A 20,219-nucleotide genomic window follows, 5' to 3' on the forward strand; every position below is an offset into this window, starting at 1 on the left:
CGGGAGAGGCGATAGCCTTGCCGGCTATTAGGCGATGGGGAATCGGTAAAGTATAACTTTATACCTTCGCGCCCGCCTTCATCTTTTCCAGAAGTTTGTTCCGGGATCTTGTGAACTATGCAGGTAGCTTAAGGTCTCAGCAAATCCATTGCGCAACGGCAATAAACGGAATCTGAAGGCATGCTGGTGCTTCAGTCCTGTTGAGATAAACAGGGTCGGAAGAGATATCGCATGTATAGGTAAGCACGCCGGGCACTTGCCGCTTCAGTTCCTCCAAAGCTTCTTCGTTGACATCGCACACAAAAACAGTGGCTCCTGTGGCCGTAAATGCCTTCACTGTTTCCAGGTCAATCCCGGCAGCGCCATCGATAGTTATTAATACTTTTCGGCTCTTGACTTATAGGTTGAGGTAAACAAGGGGCTCCTGACAGGAGCCCCTTGTTTATCATACACTCAGTTTACGTTTTCAGGCTTGTTGACGTGCGTTTTAACCCATTGCTCAAACGCCTCCATAAAGCTTCTCAAAAAATCTTTGGTGGAGTCGTTGGTCAGGTTGCCGTTTTCGTCGAACAGCGACGCTGCATCCCCGATATAGGCTTCGGGCTGGGCCATAGTATGCACATTCACGAAAACCAGCGACTGGCGTAGGTGGTGGTTGGCGCCAAACCCGCTTATGTTTCCGATGGAGACACTCACCACCGCCGCAGGCTTTCCGTCCCAGGAGTTCTTCCCGTATGGGCGCGAGCCCACATCGATGGCATTTTTGAGCACGCCCGGCACCGAGCGGTTATACTCCGGCGTCAGGAAAAGCAGGCCATCGGCCTCCCTGATCTTCTGCCGGAACTCCTCCCATTCCCGGGGTGGTGTGTCTTCCAGGTCTTCATTGAACATCGGGAGTTGCCCAATGCTTACCAGTTCAAGCGACAGTGACTCCGGTGCAAGCGCCTTAAGCGCTTTCGCTGTTTTCAGGTTGAAGGATTCTTTGCGGAGACTCCCCACGAATACAGCGATCTTATACTTTTCCATAGTTCTATTTTTGGTTTTAATTGCTTTTACATATCGGCCTGTCCCGCTTCTGTCAGCCTGGGTAAGGCCTTGCAGGCCTGCGCCTGTAGCACCCTCTCGGCCTGCCATGTCCTGGAGCATCCGATACAACAGTACACGGTAATACAGACAGCAAGGTTGCTTGAAACATGGCTGATATTCAGCTTCTTTATTTTACCTGCTCCGCTGCCCGCGCAGTTTTCACGCCCGGTAATCCTTTAGCTCGTGTCATTTTCAGAAGGAGGGCACCGCTATGTTCTCCTTAGCCCAACTCCTTAGCTTAAACGCACCGGAGACAACGGATTCCCAGCTGGCAATGCCGCTAAAAAACAATGCCGGCCATACTTCAAAGTATAGCCGGCATTGCTCCCGGGGAAGTATGAAAATGCGTGCCCTTATCTTCGGTTCAGCCTTGCCCACTGCTGCGCGATGATGGTTTTGGCGTCAGGAGTCTCGAGCGCGTCCAACTCCTCAGGGCTCAGGTGCAGCACCTCGATGAACTCGTGCTCGTGTGCGTTGCCGCCGCCTGCGCCGTTCTGCTGCGTTACCTCGGCATAGTATAGCATTACCCGCTCAGTGGTGCCGCCCGGCGAGGAGTAGAAGGTGTGCAGGTGCTGCAGCTTGTCCACGTGGTAGCCGGTTTCCTCCTCAATTTCGCGGGTAATGCTTTCCTCGGGCTGCTCTCCTTTGTCCACCATGCCGGCTACCACCTCCACCAGCTCCGACTCCGAGCCCACCCGGAACTGCCGGGTCAGGATGTACTGCTGCTTTTCGGTGTCAAATATCAGGGCGGCTACGGCATCACCGCGGTCGAACTGCTCTCTGGTAAACGTATGGCCTTGCTGCTCTACGGTGAGTTTATAGATCTTAAAATAGCCGTCATAGGCTTTCTCTCTGTTGTTGATTTTCATAAGGGTGAATGCTGTGGCAAGTATAAAGATAGCAAATCCAAAATACAGCCTGTTTTATACTTGGCACAAGTATGAGCTTATACTTCGTTGTTTTTGATGGCGGCCTTTTGCGTGCGTTCCGTCAGCCACGACTCCGACAGCGGCGTTTCGCTCTCGTAGCCTCTGGCCCTGCTTTTCCCGATGCCTCCTTCGCCAGGCAGTAGGGCATTTACCAGTGCCAGCACATCGGTGGTGAGCCCCGGAGAAAGCCTGTGCAGCAGCTCCCCGATAGTAGCCAGGGCCGTGGTGGTGACGGTGGCATCGCCGTGGCGCAGGGCGTTCAGCATCTTTCTAGCCGAGTCCTCGGCGGGGATCGAGGTCAGCGGGCTTGAGTCCATGATCTTGAACAGCGCATACTCTTGCTTGTGGTGCCCCTTTATGAGGGCGTTGCGCGGGCTGCCCGTTTGCATCAGGCCGGGCGTGGCCGTGGTGACCAGGATGTTATACTTCTTCAGCTCGGCCCTTAGCCCTTCCGACAAGCCCACCAGGGCAAACTTGCTGGCGCTGTAGGGCACCAGGTGTGGCACGCTCACGCGCCCGCCGATGGAGGCGATGTTCAGGATGCGGCCTCCGCCCCGGGCCTTCATGGCGGGCAATACGGCCAGCGTGGTATAAATCGGTGCCCAGTAGTGGACGTTAATAGCCTCCTCAAACTCCTGCACTGTCATCTCGGCCACCGGACCCGCGTGGATGATCCCGGCGTTGTTGATGAGCACGTCGATCGGGCTGAACTCGTTCTGCACGTTGGTGATCATGTCGTTGACCTGCTGCTGGTCTGTCACGTCGCACTGCTGCACCAGCACCTCGGCACCGTTTCCGGCCAGCTCCAGGCGGGCGTTCTCCAGTTCGGTTTTGTCGCGGGCGCAGAGCACCAGCCTGGCTCCCTCCTGTGCCAGCTGCCGCGCCATCACCAGCCCCAGCCCCCGGCTGCCGCCCGTTATCAGCACTGTTTTCCCTCTAAAGTCGTAGGCCGTGAGTTGGCGGGTAACGGCACGGCCCACGGCCAGCGCACTTAACCCGGCGGCAAGCCAGAAAAGCTTTTTCTTATCTGTTGTTTCCATAGGTAGCGAAGTATAAAACGAAAGGCAGGTGCACAGGCGCATCTGCCTTTACCTCTACGCGGGAGGAATAGCGGGGTTAAGTATAATTTGCTACTTGGAGAAGAGCTTGAGCTTGTTCTTGAGCACGGGCGTGTACTGCAGCTTCACGGCCAGCACCGCGTACTCATCCCGGCGGGAGCCGTTGGAAAGCACGGGCGGGATGTTGTCGAGCAGGTCGGTACTCGTGACGCGGTAAACCGCCTCCCCGGCAATGCTGAACTCATCGTTGATGAAAAAACGGACACCACCGCCCACAGGCACCACCGCCGCGAAAGCCGGGTATTCCTGTTCCGGGTCGTAGGTGGCCTGGGTGTCGTCGAGGCTGCGGTTGGCCGGGAACGAGGAGGCGGTGTAGTATAAGCCTCCCAGGCCCACCCGCAGGTAGGGCACCGCGAACCGCTTGCGCTTGGCGCGGTAGTTCCCCGATCCGGCATAGGTGTCGAGCAGGTTGATCACCGCAGAGGCCGACAATTCGATCACCTCCGACTCAAACGCAATGTTTAGCGGGGCTTCGGGATTCTTCTCCACGGCGCCCAGCTTCACGTAGTCCAGCGTGCCGCTTACGCCGAAGTATGGCGAGAGCTTGTAGAGGCCGCCCACACTCACGTTCGGGCCAAAGTCGATGCAGTCCACGCTGCCGCAAATATCACTTCTGACAGCCGTAACGCCACCGCCCACCAGTATCACCCAGCCGCGCTCCTGCACATTGGTGGTTTTGCTGCTGCGTTTGTAGCGATACTGCTGCTGTTGCGCCAGTGCGTCCCAGGGAAAAAGTATAAGCAGAGAGAAAAGTATGAGTAAGTAGTATGGTTTCCTGTTCATATCCTCAGACAGGTTTAACATCATTTTGCCAGGCCTGTTGGCGGGGAAACAGCTGCCGCTGCCATGCCCTTGCACGTGCCTGTAGCCTCTTCTTCTCTACGGTTCCGCGGGCAGAAAGATGGTGCTTTCGCGATAAATATATACGAATATCGGAATAGTTAAAGTATAAAATATACGCGTCTGAGGACAGCAGCTGATTTTTAAAGTATGGATGGGGATTGCACCTGTTCTTACTACGGCTTGGCTGGCTGCTGCACCGGAAGCCGCTGCAGGTTGTTGTCCATCAGCTCCAGGAAATCCAGCACCAGCGCCGCCGCATCGGGGTAAAAGGCATGGGTGATGTTCTCGTAATCGTCGGTGGGCTGGTGGTAATGGGGGTGGTCTTCCACGCCGAAGTATACGTAGGGTATGCCGCGCTCATGAAACCGGAAGTGGTCCGATTGGCCGGTCCAGTCGTCCCTGCCCTGCTCGGGGCGGTCGTGGCCCAGCACCAGGCGCGCCTGTTTTCTCGGCTTCACCTTCAGCAGATATGGCTTCAGCTGCGGATAATGAAAAGTGCCGCTGGCGTAAAGTTCGCCCTTCGGGTTGATGCCCAGCATGTCCATGTTCACGTTGAGCAGGATGTTGTGCAGCGGCACCGGTGGCTGCTCCAGAAACGCCTTCGCGCCGGACAAGCCCAGTTCTTCGCCATCGAGGGCGGCAAAAATAATGGTGTGCTTTGGGGGATGCTTCGCAAAATGGGCGGCAGCGGCCAAAAGCGCGCCCACCCCGGAGGCGTTGTCGTCTGCGCCGTTGTAGATCTTGCCGTTGCGCTGGCCCACGTGGTCGTAGTGCGCCGTTACCACGATCACCTTGTCTGATTTACCCGGCAGGTAGCCCAGCAGGTTGGTGGCCTGCTCTACCTGCGCCCGCCTGTTATTGATCTGGAAATGCTGCTTGTAGCTGTCGTTAAACGGCTTCAGCCCTATCTCCTCGAAACGCTTCAGGATATACTCCTGCGCCATCAGGTTGCCCTCCGTGCCACTCAAACGCCCCTGCATCGAGTCGGCCGACAGCACTTTAACATCCCGCAACAGCAAGGCGGCATCAGGTTTACTTTTCTGCGCCAGGCCAAGGATGGGTGTGGCAAGGATAAAAGCGAGGGCAAGGGTCTTTTTCATGGGAGCTAAAAGCCGAAGATAGGTGATGTGTATGGTTTTGGCAAATTCAGGGATGTCCATAAATAGTGTGTTATCTGCCCCTGCCCTGGTCCCTCTGCTTCACCCCACCCCAGCCCTCCCCTAAAAACAAGGGAGGGAGCTCTGCAGTACAGAATCCAACCACCCCTGCCCCTCAGAGCTTCGCTCGCTACCATCGAACTCGTGTTCTCAGTAGTCCAAGGAGGGGAGTCTGTAATTACCACTTCCAAAGTATGGGTTTCATAGTTGCTGTTCTCGCGCGGACAGGTCGCGACCTGTCCCTACAAGTATAAACCCACCCCTAGCCCTTCCGAGGAGGGGAGTTATACTTGCTCCTTTTCCTGTCATCTCGAGCAGCGCGAGAGATCTATCGGGAATTCTAAGGGATCTCTCATTTCATTCGAGATGACAGTAAGGCCGTAGCTATCGAACTGATCCCAGTCCTTGGGTTGAGCGCCTTGTGAGATCCGGTGCCACGATAGTGGCAGCGCCCTGGCGCAGGAGGGAACACAGCGCGATGCGGGAAGACGAGCCCTCCCGGGCTGGAGGGAGCCAAAGCTAGAGGTGCAAAGATAGGTTTGTGGGAACTAGAGGATCAGCAGGAGCTAGTAAGTATAGCTTGTCTCAGGTTGCAGGAAGCAGGGGCTAAGAGAGGCACAAGCGGACGCTTGCGCCAGCATCGGGCATAGCAGAAGCAAGTATGGCTTTTCAAGCCAGCCGAGTTACAGACTCGACATCATAGTAAGGCACAAGCGGACGCTTGCGCCAGAAACTGGAAGTATAAAAGTATAACCCAAGTATAAACTGCTGCAGCTTTGCATATTGAACAGGTATAAAAACAGAACAGCCCCTGCTACGCCGGCAAAAGCCAGCACAGCAGGAGCTGCTCCCTTCAAACTATTTCTATCTTCTTACAGCGACCGCACCCACTCAATCCAGTTGCGCTGGGGGCCAGGCTGCATGTGATGCTCTAAATCTGTCTCAGAACGATCGGCTTCCGGGGTATAGGCTTCTTTGTAACCTACCATTTCCCCGCGGTTCACCCATCCCTCCTGGCGCATGTAAAATCTTATGGCACTCGCTTCTACAAACAGTTCCTCGGTTCTTAAATCGTTGTAGTTCATCTGCTTCTTCAGTTGAAAATTTATACTATGGCTAAAAAAATCTAACAGAAGAAGTATAAAAAGCGTGCCACTACGATTGCATTCCCTTAAAAGTTACAAACACATCATAATATTTTTAAGAAAACAAAAAAGCCAGGTGCTCTACCTGGCTTCTCCTTATCCCTTTATCTTGATGTAAGAGGGCAGTTCCAGAGGCCCTACCGAGGTTTGAATGGTGGGTTTTATCTGCAGCGTTACCTTGGGGCGGTCGGCGCTGTCCTTGTTCAGGAGCGTGGCCAGGCGCAGTAGCTTGTTCAGGTCGGGCTGGCTGCTGCCCTCGCTGGTGGCAAAGGTAAGCGGCGAGGTAACGGTGATGGTGTTCAGGCCGTTGCGCAGCTCCACCGGCTCGCTCACCAGCCCATCCAACGTATGCTGATCATCCACCAGCAGCTGCCACTTCAGCTGCGTTACCGTCATGGTGCGTTCCTGGCTGCCCTCCGGCAGCTCCACCTTCAGGCCGATGGTGGACACGGCGTTCAGCGAGTTGTCGGAGAAGGCCGTGTACAGGGTGGCGGCATCGCTGAACGAGAAATCCTGCGGACGCTTCTTCTTGAGCAGGTCGATGCCGTTGAGCTCCATGCGTTCTATACTTTCCAGGTCATACTTGGCCTCCTTAAAGGCCTCCACATCGTTTTTGGTGCTGCACGAAAAGCCGGCTACCAACAGCAGCAGCAACAGTGTATATTTTCCTATCTTTCTCATTATCATCATCTAATTTACTTTCTGATCACTTTTCCGGAGCCCGAGACGCTGGAGCTGACATCGGGGCTACCACCATAGTATACGCGCCCGCTGCCGCTGATATCGGCCTTCAATTGGTCTTCTGCCTCCACCTCGGCTCTGCCCGAGCCCGAAACGCTCACTTCAGCGCTGCGGCTGTCCAGGTCATAGCCCAGGTACTTGCCTGAGCCGGAGATGGAGACCTCCTGCGCATCGGCCACACCTGCAGCACGAATAGTGCCAGAGCCGCTGATACGGGCATCAAGGTTCTCCGTGGCCAGGCGCAGTAGCACATCACCGGAACCCGACAGGCTGGACTGGAACGAGCGGCTTTTAAACACATCCACCAGCTCCACCGACCCAGACCCTCCCACGCCGGCCTTCTCCAGTTCCGGCACCGTAATGTATACCTCCACGGTCTCGTGCGAGCCCAGGCAGCGCTCAAACTCGATCTCCCACGTGCCGTCGCCCTGTACCTCGGTGTCCAGCTCGTCCAGGATATTGGCCTGTCCGCGCACCTCCACGCTTTGCTGGTTTCCCTGCCGGATGTATACTTTGGTGCCGCCGCTTACTTCAACACCGCTGAAGCGGGAGAGTTCCAGTGTGCGGCGCTCCACATCGCCCTCCCCCTCCAGGCACAGCAGGCCACCGCAGGAAGACAAGGAGATCAACAAAGCCGCGGAGGCCAGCTGCAGCACCGGTTTTTTCAGGATTTTCATAGTTTCAGGGGTTAGCGGAATGATAGTGCTGCAATATATTAAATTCCAAAGTATAAAAGTATAAAGGCCACACCGCGCGTTACGATGTGGCCTTTCTGCCGGCGGGTGCGGCGGCTTAGGACAGATGCCCTACCTGCTGCCCCTGCCTGTTGACTAGAATACCCCTGTCGGTGATGAAGACAGTTTGAAGGTAATCGCTCTCGAAGTAATAAGGATAGTCGGGGTTGCCGGTTTTGGCCAGCTTGCCGATTACCCTTGGCCCGTCTTTGGTGAGGTGCACCAGGTGCAGGCGCGAAGTGAGGTAAAACTGCTCGCGCGGCGCCTGGCTGAACACCACCTTCGAGAGCACCATGCGGCTGCTAAGGGAGGCGGTTTGGGCGGCACGCTGCTGCTGCGGCTCCTGCTGCGCGATGCGCGGCTGACGGCGCACCGGCTCTATGGCACGCTGGTCGGGCTGCGGGCCGCTTGCGCTGGCCAGCAACTGCTCGTTGGCACTGCGCCAGCCTTTGCTGATAGCGGCCAAACGGTAACTGCGGCCCGGGTGCGAGCGCGAGTTTTCCTCCTCCGACAGCAGGTTGATGGCTGCCTGCGCCTCGGCCATACTTGCCCCCATCTTGCGCAGCACAAAACCGGAGAACTCGTCGGCCTCCAGTTCATCGGCCGGGTTGCTGCCGCTGCGGCTCAGGGTATGGCCGTTCAGGTGGTGCCCGATCTCGTGGGCAAGTATACTCACCCCGGCCCAGTCGGTGTGCACGGCGTTGTTGATGGCATCCAGGAACCGTTCGCTGTAAAGGATATAGCGCTTGCCGTTGTAGATCACAGCGGCGGCGTTGTCAATATCGGCGGCCTGCAGCTCGAAGCGGGGTTTCAGGCCCACCACGTTGATGATCTCCTGCACGATGTCGCGGGTGTCGGTAGGGGTAGCGGTTATGGCGGCAGGGGCAGCCACCGTAGCGGCGGAGGCTGCCTGGCCCAGTACCGGGGCAAGTAGAAGCCCCAGCGCAAACGCAATCTTTCTGAAGTATGGCATTGTAAAGCTCTTATGGATGATGCGGCTATTTTAAAACGTGGGCGCCGCTGCGGGTAGTATAATAGCAAGTACTTTGCCAGAAATACAATTTCATACTTTGTAACGCATCATTAAACAATGCCTCTTATACTTTTACTCCTATACTTTTAATGTAGAAAGCGGCCAACAACGCGCCGGCACGGCTTTGACAGGCGGATCCGGAGATGCATTTTTAAGCTTTTTTAGGTAACTTGCTCTATGCCTGCACCCCGTGTTGTACTTTTCAACGAGCCCGAACTGCTCATCTACATGGTACCAAAACATCAGTTGATGGTGGTGCAGGCGAATGGCGTGGTGCCCTCAGCCACTTACCGCCAGGGATTGCAAGCCGCGACAGACGCAGCCATTGAAGGGCGGTTGAAGTACTGGCTCATAAATAACCGGGCCGGGGGAATCATCTCACCGGACGACCAGAACTGGGCGAATGAAGTGATTGCGCCGCAGCTGGCCTATAAGACTGCCATTGCTAAAATGGCGATTATCGAACCAGAGGATGTACTGAGCCACCTGATACTGGAGGGCATGATGGACGAGGGAAGAAACATTTTCCCGTTCCAGATGCAGTTCTTTGAGAAAATAGAGGATGCTTATGTGTGGTTCGGGGACTCGGACCTGTCTTTAGGCTTGTAGCAGTGTGTATTCTACCCCTTTTCCCACAAAAAGGCGGCTCCCGCTGTTGCAGGAGCCGCCTTTGTTATACTTTATAAACCTGTAGGGTTCTTAGTTGATAGGGAAAGCTATGCCTACCTGGATGTCAAGCTGCTCCAGCGGCGTGTTATACTTGATCTGGGCATTGAGGTCAAGCGTTTCGGTGAGAGGGTATACCATCCCGGCTCCAACGTTAACACCAGCCTTGTTGTTTGATGCGGACTCGGAATCCCTCCACCCGTCGACACCCTCTACCTTTACCTTGGAAAACCCAACCGACAAGCCAGCCAGACCATAGAACGATACCTGCTTGGTGCTGGCAAAGTAATAACGACCGTCGATGTCCAAAGCGCTATTGTTTGCTGACATTTCTCCGCCAAAGAAATCTGTCTTCGACTTAAAGAAATAGGTAAAGCTCGGCGCAGCGCTGATTTTCTCCGTGAAGAAGTACTCACCGCCGACATAAATGCCCAAGCCACCTTTTGAGCCTTCCTCATCCAGTGCCGCTTCCGTACCAAAGGCCAGCCCGGCACCCAATTTCATACTTCCCTGCTCCTGGGCAAACGTTGTTCCTGCAGCCATTACCACTGCCACTAATGCTAGTAAAAATGTTTTCATAGACTATGAATTTAAAGTTTTTAATGATTTACGGTGCAAAAATAGAAGTTATATATACTTTCCAAAATATAATACCATAACTATATAAATGAAATTATTGCAGATCGATTATGTAGTCTACTTCCAGCTCCCTAAATCAAGTCACTTTTCTTCTATAGCAGCCATAAAGTACAAGATCATTTACCCTGCACTGCAACTGTTGATGTAAACGATGCCTACCTATCAGTGCAAAAAAACAGCGGTTCCGCTGGTGCAGGAGCCGCCGTTAAAGTATAAGTATTATTTACTATTATCCAAAGTTGCGATTAACCCATCCCTACCACTCTGGAGAGGGGAGTTTCGCAAAAGAGTAGGTAATTCCTCTCTTCGGAAGGGCAGGTTTATACTTGCACTGCATTAGTAAATCGCAACTTGAGTTATTAATACAAAAGCCCCTGCTAAAGTATAGCAGGGGCTTTTTGTATTATACTTATACTTTCCAGCTTATTTAAATCTACCCTTTAGCTGGGCCAGTTTCGCCTGAAAGTCGTTCATCGGCTCTTCCTCGCGCTTGCTGCCGCTTTTGCCACGTCCGCCTCCGGCTGGTTTTGGAGCCGCTGGGTCGCCCTTCATACTCAGCGAGATGCGTTTGCGGCTTACATCCACCTCCAGCACGGTCACTTCCACCTTCTGCCCTACCTTCACCACCTCGTTCGGGTTGCTCACAAAGCGGTCAGACAAATGGCTCACGTGCACGAGGCCGTCCTGGTGCACGCCCAGGTCCACGAACGCACCGAAGGCCGCTACGTTTGTCACGATGCCCGGCAGCTTCATGCCGGCGCGCAGGTCCTTGATCTCGTTCACGCCCTCGGTAAAACTGAATGCCTCAAACGTCTGGCGCGGGTCGCGGCCCGGCTTGGCCAACTCGCTCACGATGTCCTGCAGCGTGGGCAAACCTACTTTTTCGGTCACGTAGTTTTTCAGGTTGATCTTCTTGCGCAGCTCGTCGCTTTTCATCAAATCCTGCACCGTTACGCCCAGGTCTTTCGCCATCTGCTCCACGATCGGGTAGCTTTCCGGGTGCACCGCCGAGGCATCCAACGGGTTTTTAGCATCGCGGATGCGCAGGAATCCTGCCGCCTGCTCAAAAGCCTTATCGCCTAAGCGGGCAACTTTCTTCAGCTCGGTTCTGGTCTTGAAAGGACCGTTCTGGTTTCTATACTCTACTATGTTCTGTGCCAGGGCAGGTCCGAGGCCGGAAACGTAGGTCAGCAATTGCTTGCTGGCCGTGTTTACCTCCACCCCCACCGCGTTCACGCAGCTCATCACCACATCGTCCAAAGAGTGCTTCAGGGCCGACTGGTCCACGTCGTGCTGATACTGGCCCACGCCGATGCTTTTCGGGTCTATCTTTACCAGTTCGGCCAGCGGGTCCATCAGGCGGCGGCCAATGGAAACGGCACCGCGAACGGTCACGTCCTGGTCCGGGAACTCCTCGCGGGCCACGTCTGATGCGGAGTAAATGGAGGCACCACTTTCGTTCACCATCACCACCTGCACAGAGGCCGGCAGTTTCAGGCTCTTGATGAATGCTTCTGTCTCGCGGCTGGCGGTACCGTTGCCAATGGCAATGGCCTCCACCTCGAAGCGCGTGACCATGTAGCGCACCGCCTGCGCGGCTTCCTGCTCCTTGTGCTGGCCCGTATGCGGAAAAATGGCTTCGTTGTGCAGCAGTTTGCCCTGTTTGTCGAGCACTACCGACTTCACGCCGGTCCGGAAGCCCGGGTCAAGTGCTAGTACAGTTTTCTGCCCCAGCGGCGAGGAAAGCAGCAGCTGGCGCAGGTTGTCGGCAAACACACGGATGGCTTCTTCATCGGCCCGCTTCTTCGAACTCAGGCGCACCTCGGTTTCCATGCTTAGCTTGAGCAGGCGCTTGTAGCAATCTCTGGTAGCTAGTTTTACCTGCTCGGAGGCAGCGTTATGGCCCTGCACAAACATGTTTTCCAGCTTTGCCAAAGCGGCTTCGTCGTCGGGCTGGGCGCTCAGCATCAGCACCATCTCCGTTTCGCCGCGGCGCATGGCTAATATTCTATGCGAAGGCGCTTTCTCGATCGGCTCCTCCCACTCAAAGTAGTCCTTGAACTTCTGTCCTTCCTCTTCCTTGCCCATCATCACGCGGCTTTTGAACACGCCCTGCTTCTCGAAAAGCTGGCGCATGGCGGCCCGTGCCTCGGCGTTTTCGTTCATCCACTCAGCCATGATGTCGCGGGCACCGGCCAGGGCCTCGTTCACATCCTTCACCTCTTTCTCTTCCGAGATAAAACTGGCGGCTTCAGCTTCTACATCGAAGCTCTCCTGGGCAAACAAACGCGCTGCCAGTGGCTCCAACCCTTTCTCGCGGGCGATGGTGGCCTTGGTGCGGCGCTTCGGCTTGTAAGGCAGGTAAATATCCTCCAGCACGGCCATGGTCTCGGCCGCCAGGATCTGCGCCTCCAGCTCCGGCGTCAGCTTCTCCTGGTCGCGGATAGATTTAAGTATACTTTCGCGGCGCTTGTCGAGCTCGCGCAGCTGCTCCATCCGGTCGCGGATGGCGGCGATCTGTACTTCGTCGAGCGAGCCGGTGGCCTCTTTGCGGTATCGGGAGATAAACGGAACGGTCGCCCCTTCGTCCAGCAAGGTTGCCGTAGCCTCTACCTGCTTGATGGTGATAGAAAGCTCTGAGGCAATCTTTAGTAAGTGTTCTAAATTAGGTTCCATATATTGATATAAGACAATAATCTGGTTTGATAAGCGGCAAGTAGGGCGGGAAAGTATAACTCCTGATCTGAAAGGCCTTTGCTCCTTCCCCTCCTGCCTTCCTAGCCCTTGCCCTGCTTTAAAGTATAAACCAAGGCTTACGAAACGTCAAAATTAAACCTTATTGCCAAACCTGGAAACTTTATCTGCTGAAATGACTGGGATGGAAAGTATAAAAACGGCTGGTCTGGCCGGGATGAGCGAACGGCAATAGTGCATTTTCCCCTACCCTCCCTGTATTTTTGTTACCTTTGCACGGCAATCCTTCTTCCAACCTCTTACAACCTGACATGGAAACTGCAAATCCTGACTCCCTGATCAGCCATTTCTTTTACAATCACTTTACCAGCATGGGCCTGCCCGAAACATCGGCCATGTACCTGAACATGCTGTTGTTGCTGGGGATAGTACTGGTGCTGGTATATAGTACAGCAGTGGTGGCCCGGAAAATAATGCTGAGCGTCTCGCAAAAGTTCTCGGATAAAACCTCCACCCAGTTCGATGATTTCCTGATCCAGAACAAAACCTTTAAGCACCTGGCCAAAATAATACCGCTTATTATAGTGGTGCAGAGCCTTCCGGTCGTGTTCTCTGATTTCCCGGGCTGGATAAAGCCCCTCCGGACGCTAACCGATATGTACACGGTGGTGCTAGCCATCGCCATAGTCCGGGCCCTGCTACGGTCCTTAAAAGATTATCTAAAAACGACAGAGCTCTTCAAGGACAAACCCGTTGACAGCTTTTTGCAGGTGATCTCCATCTTTTTATACTTTGTGGGCGGCCTACTCATCTTCTCGCTACTGACCGGCAAGGAAGTATGGGCCTTCATCACGGCCATGGGCGCAGCCTCAGCCATACTTCTGCTCGTGTTCAAGGACACCATTCTTGGCTTTGTGGCCAGCATACAGGTCTCCAGCAACGACATGGTGCGCATCGGCGACTGGATAACGATGGAGAAGTATGGCGCCGACGGCGACGTGACCGAGATCAATCTGACCACCGTGAAGGTGCAGAACTGGGACAAGACCATCACCACCATCCCCACCTATTACCTGATCTCCGACTCGTTTAAGAACTGGCGCGGCATGCAGCGCACGGGCGGCAGGCGCATCAAGCGTTCCATTCACCTCAAGATCTCCAGCATCAAGTACCTTTCCCAGCAGGACATTGAGCGCATGAGCAAGATACAGCTTGTCACCAATTACCTGGAGGAGCGCCGCCAGCAGATAGACGCCTATAACCTGGAGAACGAGATCGACAAAAGCTTGCTCATCAACGGCCGCAACCTGACCAACGCCGGGGTTTTCAGGGCCTATGCCAGTGCCTATATCGAGCAGAACCAGTTTGTGCACAAGGAGCTCACGATGATGGTGCGCCAGCTGGAGCCCACCACCACCGGTATGCCGATAGAGCTGTATGTGTTTGCCAACGATGTGCGCTGGGCCTACTATGAGGTCATTATGGCCGATATCTTTGACCATTTACTGGCAGCGGTCAAGTACTTCGACCTGGAGGTGTTTGAGCACCCGGCAGCCGATGACATGCGCCACCTGAGCAACGCCCTGGCCGGCTCGCGCATGCCGGGTTACATGCCGGAGCCCATGCAGAATTAAGGCAGGATATTTGCAAATGCAGCCGCAGCAAGTGCCCTTCTGGGTACTTGCTGTTTTGTTATCAGACTGAGATGAACCCGAAAAACCCTGAACGCTACAAGTACCTGTATTTGCTGCTCTTCCTGCTGCTGCTGACGGCCTGCGTGGTGCGCCCGCTGGACCGCACCCCCTACCAGCAAACCGACTACTACCAGGAAACCATCAGCGACCTGCAGGAAACCCCGGCTATGGTGAGCCACGGCGACACGGTGCAGGTGGGCTGGGCGAAGGTGAACATTACGCCGCCGGCAGGAACGCCGCTGGCAGGCTACGGCAAGCGCATGGGCATGGCCTACGAGCAGGTGCACGACTCGGCCTGGGTGCGCACGTTTGCCTTCAGCAACGGAAAGACGGAAGCCTATTACGTGGCGCTGGATCTGCTCATCGTGCCAATGCAGGTGCTGCAGGAGCTGGAGAAAGTATACCCGGAACTGGGCCTGAAACCGGAACAGGTGTACCTGACCGCCACCCACAGCCATACCAGCTTTGGAGGATGGGGCAAGAAGTTGGGCGTAAAGCTGATGTCGGGCAAGTATGATGCGGAGCTGGTGGAGCGGCTGGCGCGGCAGATCGTGCAAAGTATAAAACTGGCCCGTCAGCACCTGCAGCCCACTAAAATTGGCTACGGCAGCACCAGCGCCGCCAGCCTGGTGAAAAACCGTTTGCTCGGCGACGAGGACAACCCCTATTATGCCGACCGCCATGCCACCCGCGACACCGAGCTGCGTTTCCTGAAGTTTGAACAGCAGGACGGCAGTACGGCCATACTTTCGGTTTTCTCGGCGCACGCCACCATACTTCCCTCCGATGATCCCACCCTCTCCCGCGACTACCCGGGCGTGCTGGTGGACGAGCTGGAGGAGCGCGTGGGCTTCGCCTCGTTCTCGGCGGGTGCGGTGGGCAGCCAGAGCACCGTCTACTTTGAGGGCGATACGTTTGAGAGCACTGAGAATGTGGGCGACCGGCTGGCCAAACTGCTGCGCAAGGAGCTGCTGCACGTAGAAACCGACTACGTTTATACGTTGGGCTATGGCCGTGTGCCGCTGGAGCTGCCAGAGCCCAGCTGGCGCATCAGCAAGGGGCTGCGGCTGGCGCCGTTCCTGTTCAACAGCATCTTCGGCGAGCATCCGGCCCACGTGACCAGCCTGCAGGTGGGCGATGTGGTGTTTCTGGGCGCCCCGGCCGACTACTCCGGCGAGTTTGTGGCGCAGATCAGGCAGCAGGCCCTGGCGCAGGGGCAGCAGGCCATCGTCACGAGCTTCAACGGCGGCTACATCGGCTACATCACCCCGGATAAGTACTACAACCTGAAGGAATACGAGACCCGCAGCATGAACTTCTTCGGCCCCTATGGCGGCAGCTTTCTTACCGAGATCATGCTGCGCCAGCTACAGCAGCACCAGCTCAGGAAATAAGTATAGCCGGAGCAGTTCTTGCCAACACCAGCAGCCGGAGCGTGTCGCAGCAAAAGTATCTGGCGCGCTCAAGTGAAATGGAAAAAGTATATAATTTCCAAGCCTTATCCTAACCCGACCCATAATCCGGCTCAGTACAATTGCGTTCCCTTAAATTATTTCCCCATCCTACAGTTTTCTTTTTAAAATTATAAACATAAAACCGGCAAACCTGTTTAACTAAGTATAACGGGGGCAGATATACCCACGTGAGTGTACAATTTAGAAATGGAGTTATGGAACTGATGATGATAGATGCGACCAATATGATTTTCCTCTTGGTGGTTGGGTTGTACGTGGTGCTGCTGGGCATGATTCTGGCCTACGTGTACTTTGATGCGCAACAGCGCGGACTGAATGGTTGGTTAATTGCGGGCATGACCTTCTTTACGGGTACCATCGCCGGCGCTTTGGCCTGGCTTCTCCTCCGACCTAAGCTGAAACCGCAGCCCATCCCCGTAAAAAGGTAGGCACGCCGGAGGATTGGCCTCAGGGCAGAGCCGGCACCCAGGAACCAGGTATACTTGTTTTCCGGGTGCCGGCTTTTTTGTGTCCTTTTTTTACTGCGCATCCTCCCTGCCTGGGCAAACCGACCTACCACAGGGTTATTACTTGCCGCGGGAGGAGGTGCGTGGTTAAAAAAACGCAGCGGCCATGCAACCCTTACCCACCCAAACGGGGTCAGCCTGATAGACAACGAATTTTATTGTTTAACTTACGAACCCAAATTACTATCTGACACCCGCATGAAGACTACCGTTAAATCTTTCTTTCTCCTGATGTTCGCCTCTGCCACCCTGGCCTCCTGCGAAAACTGCGGCGAGATCAGCATTACCGAGCCCACCGCTGAAGACAGCCAGTGGCTGGTCTACGGCACCGGCGACACGGCCCTGTTCCGCAACGAGGAGGGCGACACCCTCACCTACCTGCGCACCGGCATCTATGCCCAGAACGTGCCGGGCGACGGCTTCTCCGTCACCGACGACTGCATAGACCAGCGCAACACGCAGGTAACCAACATTATTGAAGACAAAGAACGAAAGCAGCCTTACCTGGGCACCTACATCCTCAAAAAACCCGACTCCCTGATCGTGAAGATCGGCGTGGGCAGTAAAAGCGCCTGGGAAATAAAGAGCAGCGATGTAACCCAGGAAGTAACCGTCGGGGAGACGGTCTATCCTGAGGCCTATGTATTTGCCGGCACCACCACTACCGCAGACGAGCCCAGGACAGTATACTTTACCAAGGACGAGGGCTTTGTGTACGTGGAGATGAACAACGGCAAAAAGCTGGAACTGATCGGGGTGTTTAACCGCGCCAAGTAACCGGCCTGAAGCAAGGCAGCAACGTATAAATCAGCCATTCCAGGGCTATAAGTATAAAAGGGGCCGCCGGAAGTACATCCGGCGGCCCCTTTTATGTTTCTTTTTAAACTAACTAGGCTGTTTTGAAGTGTTTCTCTTTGCTGTTGATCTCGTTTAATACTTCCAGGGCCGTGCTCACGTGCTCCAGCGGCTTGGTCATGGAGTTGAACACGTAGCGCACCACGCCCTCCTGGTCGATGATGTAGGTAACCCGGCCCGGCAACAGGCCCAGTTTGCGCGGCACCCCAAACAGTTTCCGGATCTGGCCGCCCTTGTCGCTTAGCAGCAGGAACGGTAGCTTGTAGGCCTCCTCGAACTTCTGGTGCGACTCCACGCTGTCTGAGCTGATGCCCACCACCTCCGCGCCATGCTCCTTGAACACCTCGTACTGGTCGCGGAACTCGCAGGCCTGCTTGGTGCAGCCGGGCGTGCTGTCCTTCGGGTAAAAGTATAGCACCACGCTTTTCTTTCCAATCAGATCATACAGGCGGAAAAGCCCCCCATCCTGGCGTTCAAGCTCAAAATCGGGTGCCTTGTCTCCAACCTTTATGGCTTCCTCTTTCATACTTATTGTATTCTTTATTAAGTGTCTAACCTGCTCACAGGCAAAAAGTTTGATGCAAAGGTAGTGCCGCATAAGCCACAACTTCAAAGAAAAGGCATATTAATAAGTATAGGCATCAGAATGAGGTGTGAAGGATTTTGGACATCTTTGCCTTACGTATGTTATCTAAGCCCCGCATCAACGTCATTATACCGGCCTACAACGAGGAGAGCTCCATTGCGCACGTGGTGCAGGACATCCCCGCAGGGTTTGTGGACGAAGTGATTGTAGTGAACAACAACTCCACAGACCGCACCGCCGAGGTAGCCGCCGCCGCAGGGGCCATCGTGCTGCACGAGCCAAACCCCGGCTACGGCAACGCCTGCCTGAAGGGCATCGCCTACGCGGCCGCCAAGCCCGCCGAAACCAGGCCCGACATCCTGGTGTTTCTGGACGGCGACTACTCGGACTACCCGGAGGAGATGGTGCAGCTGGTGCAGCCCATTGTGCAGGGGCAGGCCGATATGGTGATCGGGTCGAGGGCGCTGGGGCAGCGGGAGCGCGGATCGATGATGCCGCAGCAGCTCTTCGGCAACTGGCTTGCCACCACCCTGCTGCGCCTGCTTTACGGCGCCCGCTTCACCGACCTGGGTCCCTTCCGCGCCATCCGGCTGGACACGCTGCTGGCCCTGGGCATGCGCGACCGCAACTATGGCTGGACGGTGGAGATGCAGGCCAAGGCTGCCAAACAGAGAATAAGATATACTGAGCTGCCCGTCTCGTACCGCAGGCGCATCGGCGTATCCAAAGTATCGGGCACGCTGAAAGGCACCGTGATGGCAGGATATAAGATCATCCTGACTATATTTAAATACCTGTAAATAAAGTTTGCGTATTGGGTAGAATCATGATGAACAAAGCAGCATAAGCTCCCCCAAGTATGGCACCTGCAAAAAGCAACCTACTTAGCTACGCAGCCCTGGCTGTTTCGGCAGCGGCTTATGCAGCCCTGGCTTATGCCACGCCCCGCACCAACTTTACGCAGCTGCTCCTGCTCTACGCGGTGGTGTTTGTCGCTTACCTGTTCGTACTGAACCAGCGCTTCAGCCTGCGGCACGGCCTGGCGGCGGCCCTGCTTTTCCGGCTCATTTTCCTGCTGGCTACCCCCGCCCTCTCCGATGACTTTTTCAGGTTTGTGTGGGACGGGCGGCTGCTGGCGGCCGGAGTAAATCCATACCTATACTTGCCCCAGTTCCTGATGCAGCCGGAGGCGCCACAGGTGCCAGGCATCACGCCGGAGCTGTTCGCGCAGCTCAACTCGCAGGCGTATTACAGCGTGTACCCGCCGGTGTCGCAGGCGGTGTTCTGGCTGGCCGTGCAGCTCTCGCCGCAAAGTATAACCGGCAGTGTGGTGGTGATGCGGCTTATACTTTTGCTGGCCGAGGCGGGAAGTATACTGCTGCTCTGGCGCCTGCTCCGCAAAATGGGCCTCCCCGAGAAGTATGTGCTGCTCTACGCCCTCAACCCGCTGGTGATCCTGGAGCTGGTGGGCAACCTGCACTTCGAGGCGCTGATGATCTTTTTCCTGCTGCTGGCGCTCTACCAGCTGTTTTACCACCGCCTGGTGTGGTCGGGCTTTGCGTTCGGGCTTGCCATTGGCACCAAGCTGCTGCCGCTCATGTTCCTGCCCTTCCTAGTCAGCAAGCTGGGCATGCGCCGGTTTATACTCTACGGTACGGTGGTGCTGATAACGGTGGTGGCTCAGTTCGCGCCGCTGGTAAACCAGCAGGTGCTCCACAACATCCTCCAGAGCCTGGACCTGTACCTGACCAGGTTCGAGTTCAACGCCAGTATCTACTACCTGCTGCGCTGGCTGGGCTTTCAGCTGGTGGGCTACAACGCTATTTTCATACTTGGGCCACTGCTCTCGCTGGTCACGCTGGTGGTGATACTAAGTATGGCCTCGGTTAAAAAGCTGGGCTCCGTGAGGCGGCTGGCCGGTTACATGGGCGCTGCCCTCACAGTCTACCTGCTGCTCTCCACCACCGTGCATCCCTGGTACCTCACCACACTGCTGGCCCTTACCGCCATGAGCCACTTCCGCTTTGCTGTCGCCTGGAGCGGACTTGCCATACTTTCCTACGCTGCCTACCGCACCCCCGCTCACCGCGAGGACACCCTGCTGCTAATGCTGGAGTACGGCCTGGTGATCCTGTGGCTCGCCGCCGAGGTGTACCTCTACCGCCAGCGTCGCAGCCATGCTAATTTGAATGGGTAAAGTATAAACAGAATTACTTATATTTAGAAGGACTTGTGCTCTGTTTGGATGCTTAAGTTCGATGGGTTGAACGGAGTTATACTCCTACTCAACAATTTTAATTAGTAGAATTCAACAGTGA

The 20,219-nt window shown here is 55.4% G+C and carries 20 protein-coding genes; 7 read left to right on the forward strand and 13 right to left on the reverse strand.

The genetic code is table 11. From position 1 onward, the window contains the following. Positions 1-136: 136 nt before the first annotated feature. The 10 genes from A3841_RS20865 to A3841_RS19505 form a co-directional block, all read right to left on the reverse strand. Positions 137-376: a Rossmann-fold NAD(P)-binding domain-containing protein gene (locus tag A3841_RS20865; protein WP_139308028.1), complete on the reverse strand. Its 240-nt coding sequence runs from the start codon at positions 374-376 to the stop codon at positions 137-139. A gap of 77 nt (positions 377-453) precedes the next feature. Next, positions 454-1,026, reverse strand: a complete 573-nt coding sequence (locus A3841_RS19465; RefSeq protein ID WP_073855240.1) for an NADPH-dependent FMN reductase — start codon at positions 1,024-1,026, stop codon at positions 454-456. Between the two features lie 413 nt (positions 1,027-1,439). Then, on the reverse strand, positions 1,440-1,955 hold the full coding sequence (locus A3841_RS19470; protein WP_073855097.1) for an NUDIX domain-containing protein: 516 nt from the start codon (positions 1,953-1,955) through the stop codon (positions 1,440-1,442). A gap of 77 nt (positions 1,956-2,032) precedes the next feature. Next, positions 2,033-3,055: an SDR family NAD(P)-dependent oxidoreductase gene (locus A3841_RS19475; protein ID WP_073855099.1), complete on the reverse strand. Its 1,023-nt coding sequence runs from the start codon at positions 3,053-3,055 to the stop codon at positions 2,033-2,035. A gap of 90 nt (positions 3,056-3,145) precedes the next feature. Continuing rightward, a complete protein-coding gene (locus A3841_RS19480) occupies positions 3,146-3,916 on the reverse strand; it encodes an outer membrane beta-barrel protein (RefSeq protein ID WP_083610454.1) in 771 nt (256 codons plus the stop codon). 233 nt (positions 3,917-4,149) lie between these two features. Continuing rightward, positions 4,150-5,076, reverse strand: a complete 927-nt coding sequence (locus tag A3841_RS19485; RefSeq protein WP_073855101.1) for a M20/M25/M40 family metallo-hydrolase — start codon at positions 5,074-5,076, stop codon at positions 4,150-4,152. A 929-nt stretch (positions 5,077-6,005) separates the two neighbouring features. Then, positions 6,006-6,218 carry a hypothetical protein gene (locus tag A3841_RS19490; protein ID WP_073855103.1) on the reverse strand — a complete coding sequence of 71 codons (213 nt, stop codon included), beginning with the start codon at positions 6,216-6,218 and terminating at the stop codon, positions 6,006-6,008. Positions 6,219-6,374: 156 nt separating this feature from the next. After that, a complete protein-coding gene (locus tag A3841_RS19495) occupies positions 6,375-6,959 on the reverse strand; it encodes a hypothetical protein (RefSeq protein ID WP_235861516.1) in 585 nt (194 codons plus the stop codon). A gap of 14 nt (positions 6,960-6,973) precedes the next feature. Beyond that, a complete protein-coding gene (locus A3841_RS19500; protein WP_073855107.1) occupies positions 6,974-7,696 on the reverse strand; it encodes a head GIN domain-containing protein in 723 nt (240 codons plus the stop codon). Between the two features lie 115 nt (positions 7,697-7,811). Next, the gene (locus tag A3841_RS19505; RefSeq protein WP_073855109.1) at positions 7,812-8,726 is read right to left on the reverse strand and encodes a M48 family metalloprotease; all 915 of its coding nucleotides are present in this window, start codon (positions 8,724-8,726) and stop codon (positions 7,812-7,814) included. Between the two features lie 237 nt (positions 8,727-8,963). Here A3841_RS19505 and A3841_RS19510 point away from each other — a divergent pair, with 237 nt between their 5' ends. Further along, positions 8,964-9,395 (forward strand): hypothetical protein, encoded by a 432-nt coding sequence (locus A3841_RS19510; RefSeq protein WP_073855111.1) that lies wholly within the window; start codon positions 8,964-8,966, stop codon positions 9,393-9,395. A 90-nt stretch (positions 9,396-9,485) separates the two neighbouring features. Here A3841_RS19510 and A3841_RS19515 read toward each other — a convergent pair whose 3' ends face one another. Together A3841_RS19515 and A3841_RS19520 are read right to left on the reverse strand one after the other, a co-directional pair. Further along, complete coding sequence (locus tag A3841_RS19515) at positions 9,486-10,031, reverse strand: outer membrane beta-barrel protein (RefSeq protein ID WP_083610455.1); 546 nt, start codon at positions 10,029-10,031, stop codon at positions 9,486-9,488. 483 nt (positions 10,032-10,514) lie between these two features. Beyond that, a complete protein-coding gene (locus A3841_RS19520; protein WP_073855115.1) occupies positions 10,515-12,767 on the reverse strand; it encodes a Tex family protein in 2,253 nt (750 codons plus the stop codon). A 329-nt stretch (positions 12,768-13,096) separates the two neighbouring features. Here A3841_RS19520 and A3841_RS19525 point away from each other — a divergent pair, with 329 nt between their 5' ends. From A3841_RS19525 to A3841_RS19540, 4 genes are all read left to right on the forward strand, one after another. Then, positions 13,097-14,419, forward strand: a complete 1,323-nt coding sequence (locus A3841_RS19525; protein WP_073855117.1) for a mechanosensitive ion channel family protein — start codon at positions 13,097-13,099, stop codon at positions 14,417-14,419. 71 nt (positions 14,420-14,490) lie between these two features. Next, positions 14,491-15,873 carry a neutral/alkaline non-lysosomal ceramidase N-terminal domain-containing protein gene (locus A3841_RS19530; RefSeq protein ID WP_073855119.1) on the forward strand — a complete coding sequence of 461 codons (1,383 nt, stop codon included), beginning with the start codon at positions 14,491-14,493 and terminating at the stop codon, positions 15,871-15,873. Positions 15,874-16,121: 248 nt separating this feature from the next. Beyond that, positions 16,122-16,382, forward strand: a complete 261-nt coding sequence (locus A3841_RS19535; protein WP_235861517.1) for a hypothetical protein — start codon at positions 16,122-16,124, stop codon at positions 16,380-16,382. A 276-nt stretch (positions 16,383-16,658) separates the two neighbouring features. Continuing rightward, entirely contained in the window at positions 16,659-17,237 is a 579-nt protein-coding gene (locus A3841_RS19540) for a hypothetical protein (RefSeq protein WP_073855121.1), read from the forward strand. A gap of 112 nt (positions 17,238-17,349) precedes the next feature. Here the strand turns inward: A3841_RS19540 and A3841_RS19545 are convergent, their stop codons facing one another. Next, positions 17,350-17,841, reverse strand: a complete 492-nt coding sequence (locus A3841_RS19545; protein ID WP_073855246.1) for a peroxiredoxin — start codon at positions 17,839-17,841, stop codon at positions 17,350-17,352. Between the two features lie 158 nt (positions 17,842-17,999). On the opposite strand from A3841_RS19545, the gene A3841_RS19550 reads away from it, so the two are divergent. Further along, entirely contained in the window at positions 18,000-18,701 is a 702-nt protein-coding gene (locus A3841_RS19550) for a glycosyltransferase family 2 protein (RefSeq protein ID WP_073855123.1), read from the forward strand. Between the two features lie 59 nt (positions 18,702-18,760). After that, positions 18,761-20,098, forward strand: a complete 1,338-nt coding sequence (locus tag A3841_RS19555; protein ID WP_073855125.1) for a glycosyltransferase 87 family protein — start codon at positions 18,761-18,763, stop codon at positions 20,096-20,098. Positions 20,099-20,219: the final 121 nt, after the last annotated feature.

The sequence above is a fragment of the Pontibacter flavimaris genome (genome assembly GCF_001907195.1).
Lineage (GTDB): Bacteria > Bacteroidota > Bacteroidia > Cytophagales > Hymenobacteraceae > Pontibacter > Pontibacter flavimaris.

Bases quoted from the DNA above. Each gene is read 5' to 3' on its own strand.
- A3841_RS19465 (WP_073855240.1), bottom strand. From the start codon at position 1,026: ATGGAAAAGTATAAGATCGCTGTATTCGTGGGGAGTCTCCGCAAAGAA.
- A3841_RS19470 (WP_073855097.1), bottom strand. From the start codon at position 1,955: ATGAAAATCAACAACAGAGAGAAAGCCTATGACGGCTATTTTAAGATC.
- A3841_RS19475 (WP_073855099.1), bottom strand. From the start codon at position 3,055: ATGGAAACAACAGATAAGAAAAAGCTTTTCTGGCTTGCCGCCGGGTTA.
- A3841_RS19480 (WP_083610454.1), bottom strand. From the start codon at position 3,916: ATGAACAGGAAACCATACTACTTACTCATACTTTTCTCTCTGCTTATA.
- A3841_RS19485 (WP_073855101.1), bottom strand. From the start codon at position 5,076: ATGAAAAAGACCCTTGCCCTCGCTTTTATCCTTGCCACACCCATCCTT.
- A3841_RS19490 (WP_073855103.1), bottom strand. From the start codon at position 6,218: ATGAACTACAACGATTTAAGAACCGAGGAACTGTTTGTAGAAGCGAGT.
- A3841_RS19495 (WP_235861516.1), bottom strand. From the start codon at position 6,959: ATGAGAAAGATAGGAAAATATACACTGTTGCTGCTGCTGTTGGTAGCC.
- A3841_RS19500 (WP_073855107.1), bottom strand. From the start codon at position 7,696: ATGAAAATCCTGAAAAAACCGGTGCTGCAGCTGGCCTCCGCGGCTTTG.
- A3841_RS19505 (WP_073855109.1), bottom strand. From the start codon at position 8,726: ATGCCATACTTCAGAAAGATTGCGTTTGCGCTGGGGCTTCTACTTGCC.
- A3841_RS19510 (WP_073855111.1), top strand. From the start codon at position 8,964: ATGCCTGCACCCCGTGTTGTACTTTTCAACGAGCCCGAACTGCTCATC.
- A3841_RS19515 (WP_083610455.1), bottom strand. From the start codon at position 10,031: ATGAAAACATTTTTACTAGCATTAGTGGCAGTGGTAATGGCTGCAGGA.
- A3841_RS19520 (WP_073855115.1), bottom strand. From the start codon at position 12,767: ATGGAACCTAATTTAGAACACTTACTAAAGATTGCCTCAGAGCTTTCT.
- A3841_RS19525 (WP_073855117.1), top strand. From the start codon at position 13,097: ATGGAAACTGCAAATCCTGACTCCCTGATCAGCCATTTCTTTTACAAT.
- A3841_RS19530 (WP_073855119.1), top strand. From the start codon at position 14,491: ATGAACCCGAAAAACCCTGAACGCTACAAGTACCTGTATTTGCTGCTC.
- A3841_RS19540 (WP_073855121.1), top strand. From the start codon at position 16,659: ATGAAGACTACCGTTAAATCTTTCTTTCTCCTGATGTTCGCCTCTGCC.
- A3841_RS19545 (WP_073855246.1), bottom strand. From the start codon at position 17,841: ATGAAAGAGGAAGCCATAAAGGTTGGAGACAAGGCACCCGATTTTGAG.
- A3841_RS19550 (WP_073855123.1), top strand. From the start codon at position 18,000: ATGTTATCTAAGCCCCGCATCAACGTCATTATACCGGCCTACAACGAG.
- A3841_RS19555 (WP_073855125.1), top strand. From the start codon at position 18,761: ATGGCACCTGCAAAAAGCAACCTACTTAGCTACGCAGCCCTGGCTGTT.